Here is an 18,702-nt window from a genome sequence, read left to right as displayed (position 1 = left end):
GCGTCAATGCAGGTTATGCTGCGCGCCGGTCGCCTCCTCATCCATCAGCCCTTGCCCGGTGCGGAACCGGTCCAGCCGGAACCTCGCGGCGGTGTCATGGGGGGTATCCGTCGCCACCAGATGCGCCGTGGCCCAGCCCGAGGCAGGAACAGCCTTGAAGCCACCGTAGTTCCAGCCACAATTCAGGTAGAGCCCTTGGGTCGGCGTCTTGTCGATAATAGGCGAGCCATCGGGCGACATGTCCATGATCCCGCCCCAGCTGCGCAGCATCTTTGCCTTGCCGATCATCGGCATCAGCGCCATGCCCGCCTCCATCACATGTTCGACCCCCGGCAGGTTGCCGCGCGCGGCATAGCTGGCATACATGTCCAGATGGCCGCCAAAGACCAGCCCGCCCTTGTCGGACTGGCTGATATAGAAATGCTCCATCCCGAAGCTGACCACGTGATTGATGACAGGCTTCAGCCCTTCGCTGACAAAGGCCTGCAACACGTGGCTTTCGATCGGCAGGCGCATGCCCGCCATGGCCGCCACCTGAGACGAGCGCCCAGCCACGATCATCGCCACTTTCTTCGCCCGGATCGCCCCGCGCGTGGTCTGTACCCCGGTCGCGACACCATTTTCTATGTCGATGCCGGTGACCTCGCAATTCTGAACAAGGTCCACGCCCCTGTCGCTGGCACCCCGGGCAAAACCCCAGGCCACCGCATCGTGACGCGCGGTGCCGGCGCGGCGTTGCAGGATGCCGCCATAGACCGGAAAACGCGCATTGTCGAAATCGAGATAGGGCAGATGTTTGCGCACGCCCTCGCGGTCCAGCATCTCCGCGTCGTCGCCCTGGTTTCGCATGGCGTTGCCCTTGCGCGCCAGCGCGTCGCGCTGCCCGTCGGAATGAAACAGCACGATCTGGCCACGCTGCGACATCATCACGTTATAATTCAGCTCCTCCTCCAGCCCTTCCCACAGTTTCAGCGAGTGGCTGTAGAATTCGGCATTGCCGGGCAGCATGTAATTGGCCCGCACGATGGTGGTGTTGCGGCCAATGTTGCCGCCGCCCAGATAGCCCTTTTCCAGCACCGCGATATTGGTGATCCCGTGGTTCTTGGCCAGGTAATAGGCGGTGGCCAGCCCGTGCCCGCCGCCACCGATGATCACCACGTCATAGGCGTCTTTGGGGCTGGCGTCGCGCCAGTGCGGCGCCCAGCCCTTGTTGCCGGTCAAGCCCTCTTTCAGAACACGCAGGCCCGAAAACCGCATCTGTGATCCTCTCTGTTGGTCGCCGCAAATGAACAAATCGTTGACAGAATAGCAATGGTGTGGATGATGCCGCCGGTTTCCCCGACATTTCCGCGTCAGCGCGCGACCAGATTGAACCGGCCGGCTATGGCAGATGATCCGGTCGGGCGGCCTTGCGCGCCTCAAGCGAGATGACCTCGACCGGGGCGATGGGGGCTCCGTCGGGTCCACGCAACGGATTGGCCTTCGACCGCCCGCTGAGCCAGGCCAGAAAGGCGCGTTTCAGCGCCAGCGTGCCTACCCGGCGCATCCCCTTGTCGGCCTTCGGAGCCTTGGCATCGGGCCGCGCCGACGCGGTGAAGGCATGGCACCGGACCGGGCCCAGCAACGGGTCAGTCCCGGTCAGTTCCGGCTGGCGCAGGGTCACGCTGATAAAGGGAATTTTCAGATTGCGGGCGGTGCTGAACATCAGCGTGCCGCAGCAGCCCGCATACCAGCGGCATCCGCCACGCGGCGACAGGCGCGAGATTTTCAGCGTTTCTGCCCCGGCGTCGATGCTGATCAGATCCGGGGTGGTGTGCCAGATATCGGTGCCGCCTGCGGGCGACAGAAGGTCCTGATCCGGGTCATGCAGCTGCGCCGCTGTCTGGCAGTCGCCACAGTAGCACCGAAGGCGTGTGCCCGCCGAGGGGGCGGGCACATCTATGGTCATTTTGGTGCGGCCGCAGCGGCAGGCGTGTCGGAACACACCCGCTGCGGCGCCGCGCATCACAGGCCCAGGGCGCGGTAGCTGTCGGCCACCTTACCGATCGACACCAGATAGGCGGCGGTGCGCAGGTCATCGACATTTTCGCCGCTGTGCCATGTCTCGCGCATCGACTGGTAGGCCGCGCGCATGGTGTCATCCAGACCCGAGCGCACAAGCTCAAGCTCGCCCGCGCCACGCAGGTATTTCTGCTTGAAGTCCGGCGACATCGACCATTTCTCACCCAGGTGTTCGTCAAGCTTGTGCAGCTCGTCCACGATCAACTGGTGCCGCGCCTCTTCCTGGCGGCGGCCCAGGCGGCCGAAACGGATATGGCTGAGGTTCTTGACCCATTCGAAATAGGACACGGTCACACCGCCCGCGTTGGCATACATGTCAGGAATGATCACGCAGCCCTTTTCGCGCAGGATCTGATCCGCGCCGGCAGTGACCGGACCATTCGCAGCCTCGATGATCAGCGGGGCCTTGATATCGGCCGCGTTGGACATGTTGATCACACCCTCCAGCGCCGCCGGGATCAGGATGTCGCATTCGTTCTCAAGATATTTAGAGCCGTCGCGGATGAACTTGCCCTTGGGATAACCATCGACACCACCATGTTTGGCGATCCAGTTGCGAATGGCCTCGACGTCAAGACCGTCCTCATCCATCAGGCCGCCATCGCGTTCGATGATCGCGGTGACCTTGCAGCCATCTTCCTCCTGAAGAAACTTGGCAGCGTGGTAGCCCACATTCCCCAACCCCTGCACGATCACGCGCTTGCCATCCAGCGATCCCGACAGGCCCGCCTTGGCGATATCTTCGGGGTGACGGAAAAACTCCTGCAACGCGTATTGCACACCGCGGCCCGTCGCCTCGGTCCGGCCCTGGATGCCGCCCGCGTTGATCGGCTTGCCGGTGACACAGGCGCGGCTGTTGATATCGGTGGTGTTCATGCGCTTGTACTGATCGGCGATCCACGCCATCTCGCGCTCGCCGGTGCCCATGTCGGGCGCAGGCACGTTCTGCGAGGGATGGATCAGGTCGCGCTTGGCCAGCTCATAAGCGAAACGACGGGTGATCTGTTCCAGCTCATGCGCGTCCCATTCGCGCGGATCAATGCGCAGACCGCCCTTGGAGCCGCCAAACGGCGCTTCGACCAGCGCGCATTTATAGGTCATCAGCGCCGCAAGCGCCTCGACCTCATCCTGGTTCACGCCCATGGCAAAGCGGATGCCGCCCTTGACCGGTTCCATATGTTCCGAATGCACCGAGCGATAGCCGGTAAAAGTATGAATCTGACCCCGCAGACGCACGCCGAAACGAACCGTGTAAGTGGCGTTGCAAACGCGGATTTTCTCTTCAAGACCGGGCGGGAGATCCATCAGCGCCACCGCGCGGTTGAACATCAGATCGACGCTTTCGCGGAAACTCGGCTCTTTGGGTGCATTCATGATATATCTCCCTGAAATTGCTAAAACGGGGTTATTGGGGCGCTGTCTTTAACCCGCCCGAAGTAACCCAATCGTTAAACCATGCGACAATTTTGTCCACCCACGGTTTTGCGGAACCCTTGGGACCGGTGCGATCCAGGGCCTCCCGACGCAATCGTTAACAGATGAACTACAATCCGCAGATCGTGCTGATATTGTTGAAAATTTGACGCTAATTCGATGTTAATTAAGGGTTAATTTTAGGTTCAGCGCCATAATCTCGCCACAGAAATCGTTAATCAAAAAGGTGGTGCATTGTGTACTGCCGGGCGTCTGCTAGCCCAAAGAGGTGACGACATGAGTAATAATACGATTTCAAATTTCACGGTGCAATCGCTCCGCAAATCCGCTTTGCGGCGATATTTGGCGCCTCGGCTGAACCGCTTCCGCAACGAGGAAGACGGCGCCGTTGTCGCGTTCACCTTATATATGTTCCTGGTCTTCATGCTTATGGCCGGGATCGGCATTGACACGATGCGACACGAGATGGAGCGCACGCGCCTGGCTGCTGTCGCCGACGCGGCCTCACTGGCTGGCGCCGCCGCCGCCGACAACACCGCTGCCAAGGCCGTGGTCGAGGATTACTTCGACAAGATCGGCATGCGGGAGTATCTGGATGCGTTCGGTGAGGACGATATTCAGATCACGCTGAACACCTCGAAGGTAACCGTGAATACATCCATTGATGTCGAAACCTACCTGATGCGGGTGATGGGCGTTGAAACCCTGAGCGCCGAAGCCGATTCAACCGCTGAAAAGCGCATCCCCAAGCTGGAAATTTCGCTGGTTCTGGACGTCTCGGGCTCGATGAGAGGGTCGAAACTGACCGAGATGAAGAAAGCCGCCAAAAGCTTTGTGACCAAGATCATCGACAGCGCCGATCCGGGTGATGCGGTGATTTCCGTCGTGCCGTTCAGCTTTGGCGTGACCCCCCCCGACGTTGTCTACGAAGCACTGACCGTCGACGAAACACATGATAACTCGACCTGCCTGGTCTTCTCCGAAGCTGATTTCAGCGACACGGCGATTGATCCCGATGTGACCTATGCGCAGCAAATCTATACCTCGCGCTATGACATCAACGGCGATTTCAACACGCTGAATGCATCCTGGCGGTCGTGCTATGACGATGACTATTTCCGCTTCCTGCCCTATTCAAGCAGCAAGACCGATCTGCATAATGCGATCGAAGCGTTGCAGGCCGATGGCAATACGTCCGGCCATCTGGGCATCAAATGGGGGGCCGCCCTGCTGGACCCGGCATTTGACGATGTTGCAAAAGCCGTAAATCCCGACCTGACGAATTTCCCGGCCAAGTATAACGAGCTGGAAACCCAGAAGGTCATCGTGATGATGGGTGATGGTAAGAACACCACCTCCTACTATTTCAAGGACCCCAACGGTCTACTGAACCCGGACACGGCGGAAACCCACGCAAGCTCGGATTACCGTGGGCCGAATTCCGATTTGCATGAGGTGAAGTACAAGGACGAAGAGTTCGACTATGCCCAGCACAGGTACAAGCCTTCGAAAAAGTCGAATGATCCGGCAAAGTGCAGCCGGTCGCGGTGGAAGTGCTACTACAAAGCCAGTGACGCGGACCTGTCGACCTACTTCCTCTATGATGAGAACGACGACCGTTTCTGGGACATCTCCAATGAAGACTGGATGACCCCGGCTGAATTCGCGGCCTACAAACAGGCGCTGGAAGACAACGTTGATCCGAATGGCGATCCTCTGCCGCTGCTTATTTCTGCCGGACCGCTGGATTGGGAAGAGGCCTGGGGCCTGATGTCACCGGACTACCACTCGGACATCACCGGTTCAGATGCCTATAGCGAATATAAATACGACAATAATGTCTCTGGTTCGATGAAGAACACCCGGATGGCGGCGGCCTGTACGGCAGCCAAGGCTGCGGACAAGAAAGTGGTCATCTATACAATCGGGTTCGAAATCGACGAAGGTGGTACGGCTGAAACCGAGCTGAAAAACTGCGCCACGGAGTTCTCGAAATACTATCGCGCTGAAGGCGAAAAGATCAAAGGTGCCTTCAATTCGATCGCGACCAATATCCAGAACCTGAGGTTGACACAATGAGACATCTGTTCGGTAAATATTTCCGGCGTCTGAAAGGCGACGAAGCGGGTAATGCCTCGGTAGAGTTTGTCATCATCGTTCCGACCTTCATCATGCTGATGACCATGTCGATCGAACTGGGTTTCGTGACCATCCGTCACACCATGCTGGAACGCGGCCTTGATATCGCGGTGCGTCAGATCCGCCTGGGAACGGGCGAACCCAGCACCTATGAAGAGATCAAGGAAGTGATCTGCGACAACGCGCCGATCCTGGCCAATTGCGAAACCGAGCTGCGCCTGGAGATGCAGCCGGTCGACCTGCGGGCCTATTCGTCGCTGGATGCCAAACCCAAGTGCATCGAGAATTCGCAGCCGGTTGAACCGGCCGTTCTGAAAAAGGAATTCGTTTTCGGGGGCGTGAACGAATTGATGGTCCTGCGCGCCTGCTTCCTCTACGACCCGATCTTCCCGGACGAAATGATGGGCAGAGCATTGCAAAAGGACGATTACGGTAAAACGGCGATTGTAACGATGTCCGCCTTTGTTCAGGAGCCCTCATAAGATGAAACAGTCCTTTATGAAACGAGTTATGCGCAGGTTCTGCGGCGAGCGTGACGGCTCGGTCATGGTGGAAACCGTGATCTGCCTGCCCCTGCTGGTCCTGGGACTGGTGGCGACCTGGGAATTCTACGAGGTACATCGCTATAAAAGTGCCCGCGAAAAGGCGACCTATACCATCGCCGACATGATCTCGCGCGAAACGCCGGGGATCACGGACACCTATATCGACAACGCGATGAAACTCTTTGACGGGATCACCAATGACGACGGTGCGAACCAGATTCGGGTGTCGGTGGTGCGTTTCGACGCCGCCAAGAATGAATATTACATCCGCTGGTCGGAAACCCGTGGTGCCGGTAGCTATACCGACCTTACCGATACCGATGTGGCGACCGCCCATTCCATCCTGCCCATTCTGGGTGACGGCGAAGACCTGATCCTGGTGGAATCGGAATCCGATTACAAACCGACCTTCAAGGTCGGGCTGGGCAGCGGCGTGACAATCACCACACGGATCTTTACCAAGCCCCGCTTTACCGGGCAGATCTGCTTTGAAGGGTCATCCTGCTATCAACCGCCTCAGGCCGCACCGCCGTCAACCTGACGCTGCGCGATCATGGCCGAGATGATCTCGGCCATGGCCTTGGTCTGCGGGGCTGAGGTGACACCACCCACCCCGACACGCCCCCCCAATGACCACCAGAACCCCGGCCGCCAGCGGCGCGTGGTTTTGCTGTTCAGCTTCAGCATGAAACCGTTCGAGGGCTTGAAGGCGAACATGCCGCGATCCATTGATTGAATATCGGACACCTGCGCCAAAACCGTGCCATCGGTGCTGCGCAACTGCGTTTCGGTCAGCTCCAGCCGGTGTTGCGTCACATCCCACATCCGGTAGGCCATCCAGAACGCCCCTGCCCCCAGCCCCAGCAAAAAGACGGCCCAGGCCGGGTTTGACGGCGGTTTAGACAGGGCAACGGTGATCAGCATCAGCCCCAGCAGGCCCAGAACACCCACACCAAACACGCGGCGCGGCGCCGAAGCGGTGATCGTGGCCAGAATATCGTCGTCCATTGCGCCCTCTCCTTTTGCACCTGCCCTTAACGGGTTTGCCGGGCAGATGCGAGGGCCTCGGCAGATCAGATCCCGGGGCGCACCTCGGCGCCCGGCTCTTCGGGCTCGTCATCTGTCATCTCGGGTGGGAAACCCGGCGCAGTGATATCCAGACCTGTCGCCTCTTCCAGCCGTTTGATGATGTTGGGGCTCAGTTCACGTGGACCGAAGCGTTCGATCCCGTCTCGGAAGATGTCGATCAGCAGCGGGCTGAGTTCCAGGGGCACATTGGCCCGGTCCGCCACCTCCTGGAAAAGGCCGATATCCTTGGCCACCAGATCCATCGTGAAGGAAATGTCGCGACTGCCATTCAGAATGACCTGGCTTTCGGTCTCATGCACGAAAGAGGTGCCGGAACTGATCTTGATCGCCTCGTAGGCCACGTTGAGGTCCATGCCGGCCGCCTTCGAGACGGTCAGCGCCTCGGCACAGCTGACAAGGTTGGCGGTTGCCAGATAGTTCGTGACCACCTTGAGGATCGACGCGCTACCCAGATCGCCGGTGTGCAACACCCGGCGTCCCATGATCGTCAAGAGCGGCAGAATGCGTTCAAACGTGGCGCGGTCACAGCCTGCGAAGATGCTGATATTGCCGGTATCAGCGCGGTGACAGCCCCCCGAGACCGGACAATCCACCGCAGCACCACCGCGTTCGATGACCTGTCCGCCCAGACGTTTGACCTCGGCCTCGTCGGTGGTGGACATCTCCATCCAGATTTTGCCGGAGCCAATTTCGGGCAGCATCTGCTGCATCACCGCATCGCTGGCGGTAGGACTGGGCAGACAGGTGATGACCGCATCGCAGTCGCGCATCAGCTGGGACGGGCCGCTGGCGGCCTTGCCACCCTTGTCGACAAACGCCTGCACCAGATCGGCATTCAGATCATGCGCGGTGATGTCCACCCGGTTGCGCAATAGGCTTCCTGAAAGTTTGCCGCCGACATTCCCCAATCCGATAAATCCGATTTTCACGCGCATTTCTCCCTTGTCTGTTTGGGAAATTCTGAGCGTGCAGATCAGGGCCGACTATCGCGCCTGCGACAGATGTGGCGCAAACCGACCTCAGCGATCGGCAACGGTAAAATCGTGCTGGCCATCATGCGGGCTAGGCAGGCGCACCCAGATCGGCATGTGATCGGTGAAATCATGGGTGAAGCGCGCGTAATCAGGTGTGCCATCCGCGGCCCTGCCGGGGCCCGCATCCCGGAACGCCTCGACGAAATTGAACATGCCGTAATCATATTCATCCGGCCCCAAGGTGCCGGCCAGATGGTTATGACGCCCGCGCGGCAGGCGGGTGTCACCGGTGATCCAGGCAATGTGGTCAAAGGTTTCGCTTTGCCGGGCATTGGTCAGGTAACCGCCGTCGAGAAACGGGAAATTCACCTTTGCGGTCAGCCCTTTTTCAGCGTTGATCGAGATCATGTAATCCTCGAACGCCTGTTTTCGCTTGTCGACATTCGACTGAAAATCAAGGTTCAGATCGGCCATCAGCACAAAGGTTTTGCCGTCTTTCGCCACGGTCGTGCGGCTATCGAGCAGTAACCATTCCAACAGCGCGAAAAACTCCTGCTCACGCTCGGATTTGCTTTTGCCCGAAACCAGATGCGCATTGACGCAATAAAGTTCATAGGCGCCACCTGGCCCGTCGATCACGAATTCCACGATATGCGGCGTGCGAATGAACTGAACGAAATCCTTGAAGGGCAGGAACGGCTTGAGCTTTTCGCCGGTCAGCCGCGCCTGGCCACTCAGCCAGCTTGTCAGCTGCGCCCAGAAACCCTGTTGTCCGGCCAGCTCGATCTTCTTGCCGATCACCTGCGCCATTGCTGCGTTGACATGGTCCAGAACGGCGGTGCGGTCGAACGACAGGTCCGAGGCCAGATCGCCGCGCCGCACCTTGTCGGTGCGGTAAAGAAACGCCATCCGTTCGGCCATGCCCTTGTAGCCCGGGCTCATGCCGGTCACATCCGTCAGCACGACATCATAGCGCGGGCCATCCGCGTTCAGCCGGTCGCGCAGCGCATAGACGCTTTCGGAATTGCGCTGCACTTCCTGTAGCGCGATCAGGTCGGCCTGACGGCAGACCCGGGTGATCATATCGAAAGCACCCGGGGATTTTTTGGGTTTGCTGCCCGCCATCAGCGCCCCGAATTTGCGGATGTTCCAGCTAAGCATCACGACCGATCCATCGCGACGCTCGGGCAGGCCATAGCGGGCCGGATCTGTATCCAGATGCGCATTGATCTGCGCCCATTCGGTATCTGTGAAATGCTGAGCCATGTCCGGACTTCTGATTACGTCAGCCTAAGATAGGTTAAACCCCCCGCGCGCTCTTCAGGCAAGGGCAAGGGTTCCTGAAAGGAGTTCGCGGACGCTCACTCATTTGAGTTCTGCGCTCAGGGCGCGCAGCCCCTGGGGTTCCACCCCAAACCCCGCCGTCTCGTCCCTGGTTGACGGGCTACCCTCATTTCATCCTTTCAAATCCACTTGCCAAAGCGCCCCCCCTCACCGATACGCGCTGCGGCCTCCGGTAAGTAGAATGCCGCGATGCCACCCGTGCGCCCTGTTAGTCCTGCAGATGACCGATCCATATACCGACGCGATACCGACGTAATACCGACGTGTTACCGATTTGCATTTTTCAGCATTTTCAGCGCGTTAACGCCGATTCCTTGCCGATCGGGACCTGAGAGGGAAATTTCAAAATCTGCAAGCTCAGGCCGTGACCGATTTGCGCACCATCGCCCAATAGATCTCTTCAACCTCCGACAGGCTCAGCCGACCTGCCTCGCGGTACCAGGTGTTGACACCCGTGAGCATGGCAATGACCGCCATCGCCGCAACCTTTGGTTCCGGCACATTGAACGCCCCATTGGCGACCCCCGCGCGGAGGATATCGGCCAGCGCATCCTCGTAGGTGCGGCGCAGTTTTTCGACCACGGTGAAATTTCCGGGGCTCAGGTTGCGTAGTTCCATATACGAGATGAACACGGCCTCCGGGCGTTTTGAATGAAAGCGGATGTGGAAGCGGGTGAACTGCTCAAGCGCCGCCAAGGGGTTGGATGTCTTGGGCTGGGTTGCCCAGGCGGCCAGCAATTCATCCATATGGCCTTTCATCAGGTCAAACAGCAGCGATTGCTTGTCGGGTGTATAGTTGTAGAGCGCACCGGCCTGCACCCCCACCTCGCCCGCAATCTGGCGCATCGAAACCGCCGCATACCCGTGGCGCGCAAAGAGCGTCAGCGCCGCCTCGCGGACGCGCGGGCCGGTGATATCGGAATGGGAACCTTGGGTACGTGCCATGCGCAAGATTTAACTGAACAGGCGTTCAAATCAATCCCCTGCTTGCCCAGGTGGATGAATAAATGGCATGAAGTGTGGCAGATACACTTGTAACGGATCGCAAACCTTATGCGCCTGACCCTTTTCATGTTGCCAGCCCTGGTCGCGCTGCTTGGCGCCTGCAACCAGTTTCCCGAGCTGGATCATACGGTCGACAGCGACGCACAGGCGGTAGGCTACACTGATCTGGTCCCCATCGAGACGATCAAAGCGGCTGTGCCCGAGACTCAGATCGAACCGAAGACAGAAGAGGATCTTGAGGATCGCGTCGAACGGTTGAAGAAGCGCGCCAATGGCCTGAGAGGTGCCGTTGTCGACGAGGCCACGCAGGAGCGGATGAAGGCAGGAATCGAGCCCGGATCGGAATAGGCCGTCCCGACGTCAAAACCCGCGTTGCAAGGGGCGCGGGAACCCGTTACATCGCAGCCCCAGACCCATTTCGTGAACCGTGATCGGAGAGCCCTATGACAACACCCCTGCGCCTTGGCATCGCCGGTTTGGGCACCGTCGGCACCGGAGTCGTCAAGATCGTCCGGCAAAAGGCCAACCTGCTGGCCAACCGCGCCGGGCGCCCGGTGATGATCACCGCCGTGTCAGCGCGCACGCGCGACAAGGATCGCGGCGTAAACATCTCGGACTATGCCTGGGAGGACGATCCAGTCGCGCTGGCCAAACGCGACGATGTGGATGTGTTCGTGGAACTGATGGGCGGCAGCGACGGCCCGGCCAAGGCCGCGACCGAAGCGGCGATTGCCCATGGCAAGGATGTCGTCACCGCCAACAAGGCGATGCTGGCCCATCATGGTCAGGCACTGGCCGAGGCCGCCGAAGCCGCGGGCCGCGTGGTCCGGTTCGAGGCCGCCGTCGCGGGTGGCATCCCGGTGGTCAAGGCGCTGACCGAGGGGCTGGCGGGCAATGATATCACCCGCGTCATGGGCGTGATGAACGGCACCTGCAATTATATCCTGACCCGGATGCAATCGGCCGGTCTACCCTATGCGGAAGTGTTCGAAGAGGCGAACCAGCTGGGCTACCTCGAAGCTGACCCGACGCTGGATGTGGGCGGGATCGACGCCGGGCACAAGCTCTCGCTTCTGGCCTCGGTCGCCTTCGGCACGCAGGTCAATTTCGACGGTGTCGAGTTGGAGGGGATCGAGCGGATCACCATCGACGACATCCATCAGGCCGCCGATATGGGATATCGCATCAAGCTTTTGGGCGTCTGCCAGATGACCGGCCGGGGGCTGGAACAGCGCATGTCGCCCTGCCTTGTCCCCGAAACCAGCCCGTTGGGACAGCTGGAGGGTGGCACCAACATGTGCGTACTGGAAGGCGACAATGTGGAACAGATCGTGCTGCGCGGACCCGGTGCAGGCGAAGGCCCTACCGCCAGCGCGGTGATGGGCGACGTAATGGATATCGCGCGGGGTTTCCGTATCTCGACCTTCGGGCAGCCGGCGGCGGGCCTCAGCCCCGCGAAACCGGCCAAGGCCGTGACCCCTGCGCCCTACTACCTGCGCCTTGCGCTTGAGGACAAGCCCGGCGCGCTGGCCAAGGTGGCGAAGGTTCTGGGGGAAGCGGGCGTTTCGATCGACCGGATGCGTCAGTATCAACACGAAGATACCACCGCGCCGGTGTTGATCGTCACCCACAAGACCACCCGCAGCGCCCTTGATGACGCGCTGACGGCCATGTCCGCGCTTGATGTTCTGGCGGGTGAGCCCGTCGCGCTGAGGATTGAAACCGTCTGAGGCCGCGCTTGCGCCAATCAGATACGCCAGATAATGCTGGTCAGACCAAAGAAACGTAAGGAATTGCCGATGTCCGCCACTGTTGATTTCAACGACCGCATGCTCTCATTGGGGTTGGCGCGTGTGTCCGAGGCCGCGGCCCTTGCCTGCGCCGACATGATCGGGCGCGGTGACGAGAAAGCCGCGGATCAGGCCGCCGTGAACGCCATGCGCGAACAGTTGAACATGCTGAACATTCAGGGCGTGGTGGTGATCGGCGAAGGTGAACGCGACGAAGCACCGATGCTTTACATCGGTGAGGAAGTCGGCAGCGGTGAAGGCCCCGGCGTCGATATCGCGCTTGACCCGCTGGAAGGGACTACGCTGACCGCCAAGGCGATGCCGAACGCGCTGACCGTCATTGCCATGGCGCCGCGCGGCACCCTGCTGCACGCGCCGGATACCTATATGGACAAGCTGGCCATCGGTCCGGGATATGCCAAGGACGTCGTCTCGCTTGAGATGAGCCCACGCGAACGGGTGGAGGCACTGGCCAAGGCGCAAGGCTGCAAGACCAGCGACATCACCGTCTGCATCCTGGAACGCCCGCGCCACCAGGACATGATCGCCGAAGTACGTGGGACAGGCGCGTCGGTCTATATGATCACCGATGGTGACGTGGCCGGTGTCATTCACTGCGCCGAGGCCGAACGGACCGGTATCGACATGTACATGGGATCAGGCGGCGCCCCCGAGGGTGTGCTGGCCGCGAGTGCGCTGAAATGCATGGGCGGGCAGATCTGGGGTCGCCTTCTGTTCCGCAACGACGATGAACGGGGCCGCGCCCGCAAGGCCGGCATCACCGATTTCGATCGCATCTACAGCCGCGACGAGATGGTCACCGACGATGTGATCTTTGCCGCCACCGGCGTGACGGACGGCTCGATCGTGTCGGGTGTCAAAAGTCGCCCGGGCTATGTCGAAACCGAAACCGTGCTGATGCGGTCGAAAACCGGATCGCTGCGGCGGATGATCTACCGCAACCCGGTCAAGTAACCCCGTGACCGAAGCGCTTGTCCTGATCGACATCCAGACCGGTTTCGATCATCCGGTTTGGGGCACGCGCAACAACCCGGGCGCCGAAGAGAACGCGGCGCGCCTGCTGGCGGCATGGCGCGGCGCGGGGCGACCTATTTGCCATATTCGCCATGTCAGTGTTGAGCCCGGCAGCCCGCTGGGCCCGGACACGGGCGGCACCGAATTCAACGACCTGGTGGCACCGCTTGACGGTGAGGCGATCTTTGAAAAATCGGTCAACTCCGCCTTCATCGGCACCGGGCTCGAAGCGCACCTGCGGAGCGTAGGCGTGACTGACCTGGTAATCTGCGGCCTGACCACCCCGCATTGCGTATCGACCACCATCCGCATGGCCGCCAATCTGGGGTTCCGCGTGACGCTGGCCCATGATGCCTGCGCCGCCTTCACCGCCAATGCCGATACTGGTTGGGCCGATGATCTGCCCACGATGAGCGCCGACGCCATCCATGTGACGGCCGTGTCGCACCTGCATGGCGAATTTGCCGATGCCCGGGCTACCGCCGATATCCTGACCGGCATGGCATGAGCTTTCTCGGCATAGAGACATCGCTGACCGGGCGCCGCTGGCTTGGCCCCGCCCCCGAAGTGGAACGTTTTGCTGAGGCGATGGCGCAACAGACCGCCCTGCCCGCCCCCCTGTGCCAGACCCTGGCCCGGCTGGAGGTCGCGACCGGGGACGCGCAGACCTACCTGACACCCCAGCTGCGTGACCTGTTACCCGATCCGCGCGGGCTGAAGGATATGGAACGCGCCGCCACCCGGTATTTGCAGGCTGTCGAACGACGCGAAAAGATCGCGATTTTTGCCGATTACGATGTGGATGGCGGCAGTTCGGCGGCGCTGCTGCTCGACTGGCTGCGGCAGATGGGGCTGACGGCCACGCTTTATGTGCCCGACCGGATCGACGAGGGTTATGGCCCGAACGAACCCGCAATGGCCGACCTAGCCGCGGCGCACGATCTGATCATCTGCGTCGATTGCGGCACGCTCAGCCATGGTCCGGTGGCGGCGGCACGAGGCGCCGATGTGATCATCCTCGATCATCACCTGGGCGGTGAAACCCTGCCGGGCGCGCTGGCCGTGGTGAACCCGAACCGGCAGGACGAAGGTGGCGACCTGGCGCATCTCTGTGCCGCTGCCGTGGTGTTCCTGATGCTGGTCGAGGCCGGACGGCAGCTGCGCGAGGCCGGTCGCAAGGGCCCCGACCTGATGGCCCTGCTGGATCTGGTGGCGCTGGCCACGGTGGCCGACGTGGCCCCGCTGAAGGGTGTGAACCGCGCCTTCGTGCGCCAGGGTCTCAAGGTCATGGCCCGGCGCAACCGGCCTGGGCTTGTCGCCTTATCGGACGTGGCCAGGCTGGATACTGCGCCTGCGGCCTATCACCTGGGCTTTGTTCTTGGACCGCGGGTGAATGCCGGGGGGCGTATCGGCAAGGCCGATCTGGGCGCACGATTATTGTCTACCAACGATCCTAACGAGGCCCGCAGTCTTGCAGAGCGACTGGACCAGCTCAACGCTGAACGCCGCGAGGTCGAGGCATCGGTACGCGCCGCAGCCATGGAACAGGCCGAGACGCGCGGGCTGGACGCGCCACTGGTCTGGGCCGCGGGCGAAGGCTGGCATCCCGGCGTCGTGGGCATCGTTGCAAGTCGATTGAAAGAGGCCACAAACCGCCCTGCCGTGGTGATCGGGCTGGACGGCGACGAGGGCAAAGGCTCGGGTCGGTCGATCAGTGGCATTGATCTGGGTGCATCGATACAGCGATTGGCGGCCGAGGGTTTGCTGATCAAGGGAGGCGGGCACAGGATGGCGGCAGGGCTGACTGTGGCGCGCGATCAGCTTGAGGCGTCGATGGCCCGACTGTCCGAATTGCTGGAACGTCAAGGCGCCGCCGAAGCCGGCCCGTCAGACCTGCGCCTTGACGGCTTGCTCATGCCGGACGCCACCACCGTAGAACTGGTCGAGCAGATCGAGGCCGCCGGTCCCTTCGGCGCCGGAGCCCCAGGACCACGCTATGTTTTTCCCGACATGGCAGTGAGTTTCGCCAAGCGGATCGGCGACAGCCACCTGAAACTGCGGTTCAGTGACGGCATCGGTGCGCAGATGGACGCGATTGCTTTTGGCGCCTTTGACGGCCCCTTGGGCCCGGCGCTGGAGGCCCATGGCGGCGCACGTTTTCATCTGGCGGGCCGGTTGGACATCAACAGCTGGGGTGGCCGCAAGACGGTGCAGCTCCGCCTCGAAGATGCCGCGCGGGCCGGCTGAATTCACCGCTGTCCCGTAACAGGAGTGCAGGATGCGGACAGTTGCCCATCTGTTGCACTTTTTTGCAAAATGCCCCTTGCGTCGGCCCCCGGTTTTGCCTAGAGAACGCCTCACGCCAAGGCATGGCCCGTTCGTCTATCGGTTAGGACGCCAGGTTTTCAACCTGGAAAGAGGGGTTCGATTCCCCTACGGGCTGCCATTCACTTCCGCCAAACTGCAGCTTCTCGTTTACCTTGCCATTAAGTGCGTGGTTTCAAAGGCTTGCGAAGACCTGCGTACTGCAGAGACACCGTGAGGGAGACAGGCCCGCCCCGAAATGACCCAATGTCTCTGTCGGCGATTTTCGTCTTTCCAGTTTGCGGAGGAGCGATCAGAGTGTGGAGAACAGTTCGCGCTGATCGACCCAATCGGTTGGAATCGTGTGTGTCGCGATCCGTGTCGTCGTCAGTCCGAGTGGCTGATTTCCGGCAAGAACATCGCGTACGATGTCGGGAGCGAGGAAGGCAAATTCCAAGATTTGTTGAACGCGTTTCTTCGTTGTCGCCTCGGCACATGCAATCTCGCCCAGAGTCTCAACACGTTTAATGCGCTCCAGCCAATCATGCGCCCGGGCGATGTTGGCGATGAGCGTGTCATCTGTTTTTGTTGAAGTGCTCGCCATGACGACCCGGGTTTCCACCCCGCGACGTCTGCACGTGAATGGAATATCGAAGCTAAGCAGCTCTGCGTTCAGCTCCGAAGGATCGACATCGATGGTCCTGACCAAAACATCAGCATCCAGCTGCAGCGACAGAAAGCCCTCATTGAGAACGGCGCGTGACAGCAATTCAAACGGCTAGTTTTGCTCTGCATCTTGCAGGTTATGCAGCCGCTTCAGAGTTTCGACCTGCGCATTCGGGACGAGAGCAGCCATCTCTGAGCTTGACAGATAGTTGCGGATTGCCTGAGCCACAACCTGCTCCAGCGGATCAGCAGGCAAGCGCCACCCCCTGCCCTTCAGTCTGTCTTTGCAGCCGGTGACATATCCACGCGAGATGTAGTAACGATACCGCCTGGCCCGCTTCCGACTGTGGCTCGGGGAAAGACGCGCACCGTTTTCATCGAACAGTTTGCCCAGTAACGGAGAGGCCCTGGTCTTTCGTGTTGCCTGCGATCCGGGTGCTGGCGATCTGGCAAGAAGCTGGTCCTGAATGCACTGCCAGCGCGCTGGATCAATGATGGCCGGATGCTGACCTGCATAGGTCTTGCCTTTGTGCGGAATGCGTCCGGCATAGATCGGACTGGTCAGGATGTAATGGATATGACCACGCGACAGCACATTCCCACCGCGACAATCTCCCGTCTTTGTTCGGCGCTTGCGAGATCGAATGCCGCTTTTCGCTGCCTCTTCGGCCACGATGTTCGATGCCCCATGGGTCTCGTAGAGATCGTAGATCGTCGCCACAGCTTCGGCTTCTTCCGTATTGATCTTCAGTGTCTGGCCATCCGCATCATATCCCAGCGGCACATTGCCACCCATCCACAACCCCTTACGCTTGGATGCCGCGATCTTGTCCCGAATCCGTTCCGCTGTAACCTCGTGCCCGAACTGAGCGAAGCTGAGGAGCACATTCAGAGTGAGCCGCCCCATGCTGGTTGCCGTGTTGAAGCACTGGGTCACGGAGACAAAGGACGCTTCTGCCGCATCCAGCCGGTCCACCAGCTTTGCAAAATCGGCAAGCGATCTCATAAGACGATTGATCTTGCAAACAACAATCTGGTCAACCTGCTTGTAGTCCACGTCCTGCATCAGCCTCTGCAGGGCGGGGCGGTCCAGATGGCCACCGGATATGACGCCATCATCATAGGCCCGGTCGATGAGTTCCCAGCCCTCGTGCTTCTGACTTGCGATGTAGGCTTCACAGGCCTCTCTTTGTGCATTGAGGGAGTTGAACTCCTGCTCAAGTCCCTCCTCGGTAGATTTGCGGGTGTAAATGGCGCAGCGTATCCGGCGCATCTCAAGCCCTCCGTTTCTCGCTCAGGCCGAAAAACCGTGGTCCACTCCAATGCGCTCCAGTGATGTGCCGTGCAACAGCGCTCACGGAACCATAGCTCTTGCCGTCCAATGCATAGCCTTCCGGGGACACATCGACACGATAGATCCGGCCATTCCATTCCCGGACCAGTGTGGGACCATCAATGGCAGTCTGGGAGGATACGGAGCCGCCTCTGCGCGCCAGAACCAACTTCAGCGTGCGCTTTGTTGCTGCCGAATGCCCGCCGAGTTTTCGGCATTGCAGATCATGCGCCAAAACCCGCCGCATGAAAGAAACGGACAAGTACTTGGGTGGATCGTTCCTGAAGGCTTTGATCCAGGTCAGTTGTCATTCGGTACAGCTCAGCTCTGCAACCTCCCGAAGAAGCTCCGGGAGATCTGTTTTCGGCTTACGCACGCTCATTGCGCAGCCTTTGTGGCGACAATCCTGTAAACCGAACCGGATTTGCCCGTGACGCACACAACCGTGTTTCCGGCCTTACGCACCCCCGATACCGCGGCGCGCACGGTATGCGGTTGCCAGCCGAATTCCTTCTGAAGCGCATCAAGGCTTGCGCCACCTTTCCGACGCAACAAGGCCTGTAGACGTTGCTTCTTCGTCACTGGCGCGTTTCGATCAGTCGCATTGTTCGTGGCGTGGTTTTGCTTGGATTTACTCGCCATATTCTGGTCCTTTCAATACCAGGGCTGGCCGATCCAGCCCCCCGTACTGACCAGAACCCGGAGTTCCGGGCAGACCATTCGAGACACCCGCAGTCACGCTTGCGGCAGGTAAAATGTCCAGTGGAAAGTGGGCTAAAAGGGCAACTAACTGACATTGGTTTCGCTGGAACTAAGTTCGGCTTCGCGATAAAGATCTGACATTCGCGCAATTGGCAGAGAACGTCCGAAACGACGGGCGCGCCGGAGTCCTTCGGCCAACAGCAACTTCTCTAATTGGGCGATTGGGTCAAGCTCATTTTCCTTGTTTTTCGCAGGTCCATTGTCACTCATCCGGGTCACGC

The 18,702-nt window shown here is 60.2% G+C and carries 20 protein-coding genes and 1 tRNA gene; 9 read left to right on the top strand and 12 right to left on the bottom strand.

Features of this window, described 5'->3' with window-relative positions; all coding sequences use genetic code 11:
* Positions 1–3 precede the first annotated feature (3 nt).
* The 3 genes from Q1B27_RS21880 to Q1B27_RS21870 all read right to left on the bottom strand — a co-directional run bounded on the left by Q1B27_RS21880 (position 4) and on the right by Q1B27_RS21870 (position 3,435).
* On the bottom strand, positions 4–1,257 hold the full coding sequence (locus Q1B27_RS21880; RefSeq protein WP_299851228.1) for a sarcosine oxidase subunit beta family protein: 1,254 nt from the start codon (positions 1,255–1,257) through the stop codon (positions 4–6).
* Between the two features lie 124 nt (positions 1,258–1,381).
* On the bottom strand, positions 1,382–2,005 hold the full coding sequence (locus Q1B27_RS21875) for a DUF6151 family protein (protein ID WP_299851225.1): 624 nt from the start codon (positions 2,003–2,005) through the stop codon (positions 1,382–1,384).
* On the bottom strand, positions 2,005–3,435 hold the full coding sequence (locus Q1B27_RS21870) for a Glu/Leu/Phe/Val dehydrogenase (RefSeq protein ID WP_299851222.1): 1,431 nt from the start codon (positions 3,433–3,435) through the stop codon (positions 2,005–2,007). Before Q1B27_RS21870 ends, Q1B27_RS21875 begins: the two co-directional genes overlap by 1 nt.
* 336 nt (positions 3,436–3,771) lie before the next feature.
* On the opposite strand from Q1B27_RS21870, the gene Q1B27_RS21865 reads away from it, so the two are divergent.
* Genes Q1B27_RS21865 through Q1B27_RS21855 form a run of 3 tightly spaced genes read left to right on the top strand, consistent with a single transcriptional unit; the run spans position 3,772 to position 6,720 of the window.
* On the top strand, positions 3,772–5,574 hold the full coding sequence (locus Q1B27_RS21865) for a vWA domain-containing protein (protein ID WP_299851219.1): 1,803 nt from the start codon (positions 3,772–3,774) through the stop codon (positions 5,572–5,574).
* Positions 5,571–6,116, top strand: a complete 546-nt coding sequence (locus Q1B27_RS21860) for a TadE/TadG family type IV pilus assembly protein (protein ID WP_299851217.1) — start codon at positions 5,571–5,573, stop codon at positions 6,114–6,116. Before Q1B27_RS21865 ends, Q1B27_RS21860 begins: the two co-directional genes overlap by 4 nt.
* A 1-nt stretch (position 6,117) precedes the next feature.
* On the top strand, positions 6,118–6,720 hold the full coding sequence (locus Q1B27_RS21855) for a pilus assembly protein (RefSeq protein ID WP_299851213.1): 603 nt from the start codon (positions 6,118–6,120) through the stop codon (positions 6,718–6,720).
* Here the strand turns inward: Q1B27_RS21855 and Q1B27_RS21850 are convergent.
* The 4 genes from Q1B27_RS21850 to Q1B27_RS21835 all read right to left on the bottom strand — a co-directional run bounded on the left by Q1B27_RS21850 (position 6,696) and on the right by Q1B27_RS21835 (position 10,531).
* On the bottom strand, positions 6,696–7,187 hold the full coding sequence (locus Q1B27_RS21850; protein WP_299851211.1) for a hypothetical protein: 492 nt from the start codon (positions 7,185–7,187) through the stop codon (positions 6,696–6,698). The genes Q1B27_RS21855 and Q1B27_RS21850 overlap by 25 nt on opposite strands.
* 65 nt (positions 7,188–7,252) lie before the next feature.
* Positions 7,253–8,197, bottom strand: coding sequence for an NAD(P)-dependent oxidoreductase (locus tag Q1B27_RS21845; RefSeq protein ID WP_299851208.1), 945 nt, complete (start codon positions 8,195–8,197; stop codon positions 7,253–7,255).
* Between the two features lie 90 nt (positions 8,198–8,287).
* The gene (locus Q1B27_RS21840; protein ID WP_299851205.1) at positions 8,288–9,508 is read right to left on the bottom strand and encodes a hypothetical protein; all 1,221 of its coding nucleotides are present in this window, start codon (positions 9,506–9,508) and stop codon (positions 8,288–8,290) included.
* Between the two features lie 435 nt (positions 9,509–9,943).
* Positions 9,944–10,531 carry a TetR/AcrR family transcriptional regulator gene (locus tag Q1B27_RS21835; RefSeq protein WP_299851202.1) on the bottom strand — a complete coding sequence of 196 codons (588 nt, stop codon included), beginning with the start codon at positions 10,529–10,531 and terminating at the stop codon, positions 9,944–9,946.
* A gap of 108 nt (positions 10,532–10,639) precedes the next feature.
* Here Q1B27_RS21835 and Q1B27_RS21830 point away from each other — a divergent pair, with 108 nt between their 5' ends.
* From Q1B27_RS21830 to Q1B27_RS21805, 6 genes are all read left to right on the top strand, one after another.
* Positions 10,640–10,939: a hypothetical protein gene (locus Q1B27_RS21830; RefSeq protein ID WP_299851200.1), complete on the top strand. Its 300-nt coding sequence runs from the start codon at positions 10,640–10,642 to the stop codon at positions 10,937–10,939.
* Between the two features lie 95 nt (positions 10,940–11,034).
* On the top strand, positions 11,035–12,321 hold the full coding sequence (locus Q1B27_RS21825; RefSeq protein ID WP_299851197.1) for a homoserine dehydrogenase: 1,287 nt from the start codon (positions 11,035–11,037) through the stop codon (positions 12,319–12,321).
* 69 nt (positions 12,322–12,390) lie between these two features.
* The gene (gene glpX, locus Q1B27_RS21820; protein ID WP_299851194.1) at positions 12,391–13,356 is read left to right on the top strand and encodes a class II fructose-bisphosphatase; all 966 of its coding nucleotides are present in this window, start codon (positions 12,391–12,393) and stop codon (positions 13,354–13,356) included.
* A 4-nt stretch (positions 13,357–13,360) separates the two neighbouring features.
* Complete coding sequence (locus Q1B27_RS21815) at positions 13,361–13,924, top strand: cysteine hydrolase family protein (RefSeq protein ID WP_299851191.1); 564 nt, start codon at positions 13,361–13,363, stop codon at positions 13,922–13,924.
* On the top strand, positions 13,921–15,663 hold the full coding sequence (gene recJ / locus Q1B27_RS21810) for a single-stranded-DNA-specific exonuclease RecJ (protein ID WP_299851188.1): 1,743 nt from the start codon (positions 13,921–13,923) through the stop codon (positions 15,661–15,663). Before Q1B27_RS21815 ends, recJ begins: the two co-directional genes overlap by 4 nt.
* Positions 15,664–15,787: 124 nt before the next feature.
* Positions 15,788–15,862, top strand: a tRNA-Glu gene (locus Q1B27_RS21805).
* Positions 15,863–16,033: 171 nt separating this feature from the next.
* Here Q1B27_RS21805 and Q1B27_RS21800 read toward each other — a convergent pair.
* The 5 genes from Q1B27_RS21800 to Q1B27_RS21785 form a co-directional block, all read right to left on the bottom strand.
* Complete coding sequence (locus Q1B27_RS21800) at positions 16,034–16,489, bottom strand: hypothetical protein (RefSeq protein WP_299851185.1); 456 nt, start codon at positions 16,487–16,489, stop codon at positions 16,034–16,036.
* Between the two features lie 9 nt (positions 16,490–16,498).
* Entirely contained in the window at positions 16,499–17,659 is a 1,161-nt protein-coding gene (locus Q1B27_RS21795) for a recombinase family protein (protein ID WP_299851183.1), read from the bottom strand.
* A 1-nt stretch (position 17,660) separates the two neighbouring features.
* Complete coding sequence (locus Q1B27_RS24570) at positions 17,661–18,014, bottom strand: DUF2924 domain-containing protein (protein ID WP_367181385.1); 354 nt, start codon at positions 18,012–18,014, stop codon at positions 17,661–17,663.
* 83 nt (positions 18,015–18,097) lie between these two features.
* Positions 18,098–18,361 (bottom strand): DUF3489 domain-containing protein, encoded by a 264-nt coding sequence (locus Q1B27_RS21790; protein ID WP_299851180.1) that lies wholly within the window; start codon positions 18,359–18,361, stop codon positions 18,098–18,100.
* A gap of 144 nt (positions 18,362–18,505) precedes the next feature.
* Positions 18,506–18,702 (bottom strand): hypothetical protein (locus Q1B27_RS21785; RefSeq protein ID WP_299851177.1); only part of this gene is annotated, 197 nt, incomplete at its 5' end.

The organism is uncultured Roseovarius sp. (genome assembly GCF_947489715.1).
Taxonomy (GTDB): Bacteria; Pseudomonadota; Alphaproteobacteria; order Rhodobacterales; family Rhodobacteraceae; genus Roseovarius.
This window is presented reverse-complemented; position numbering and strand designations above follow the sequence as displayed.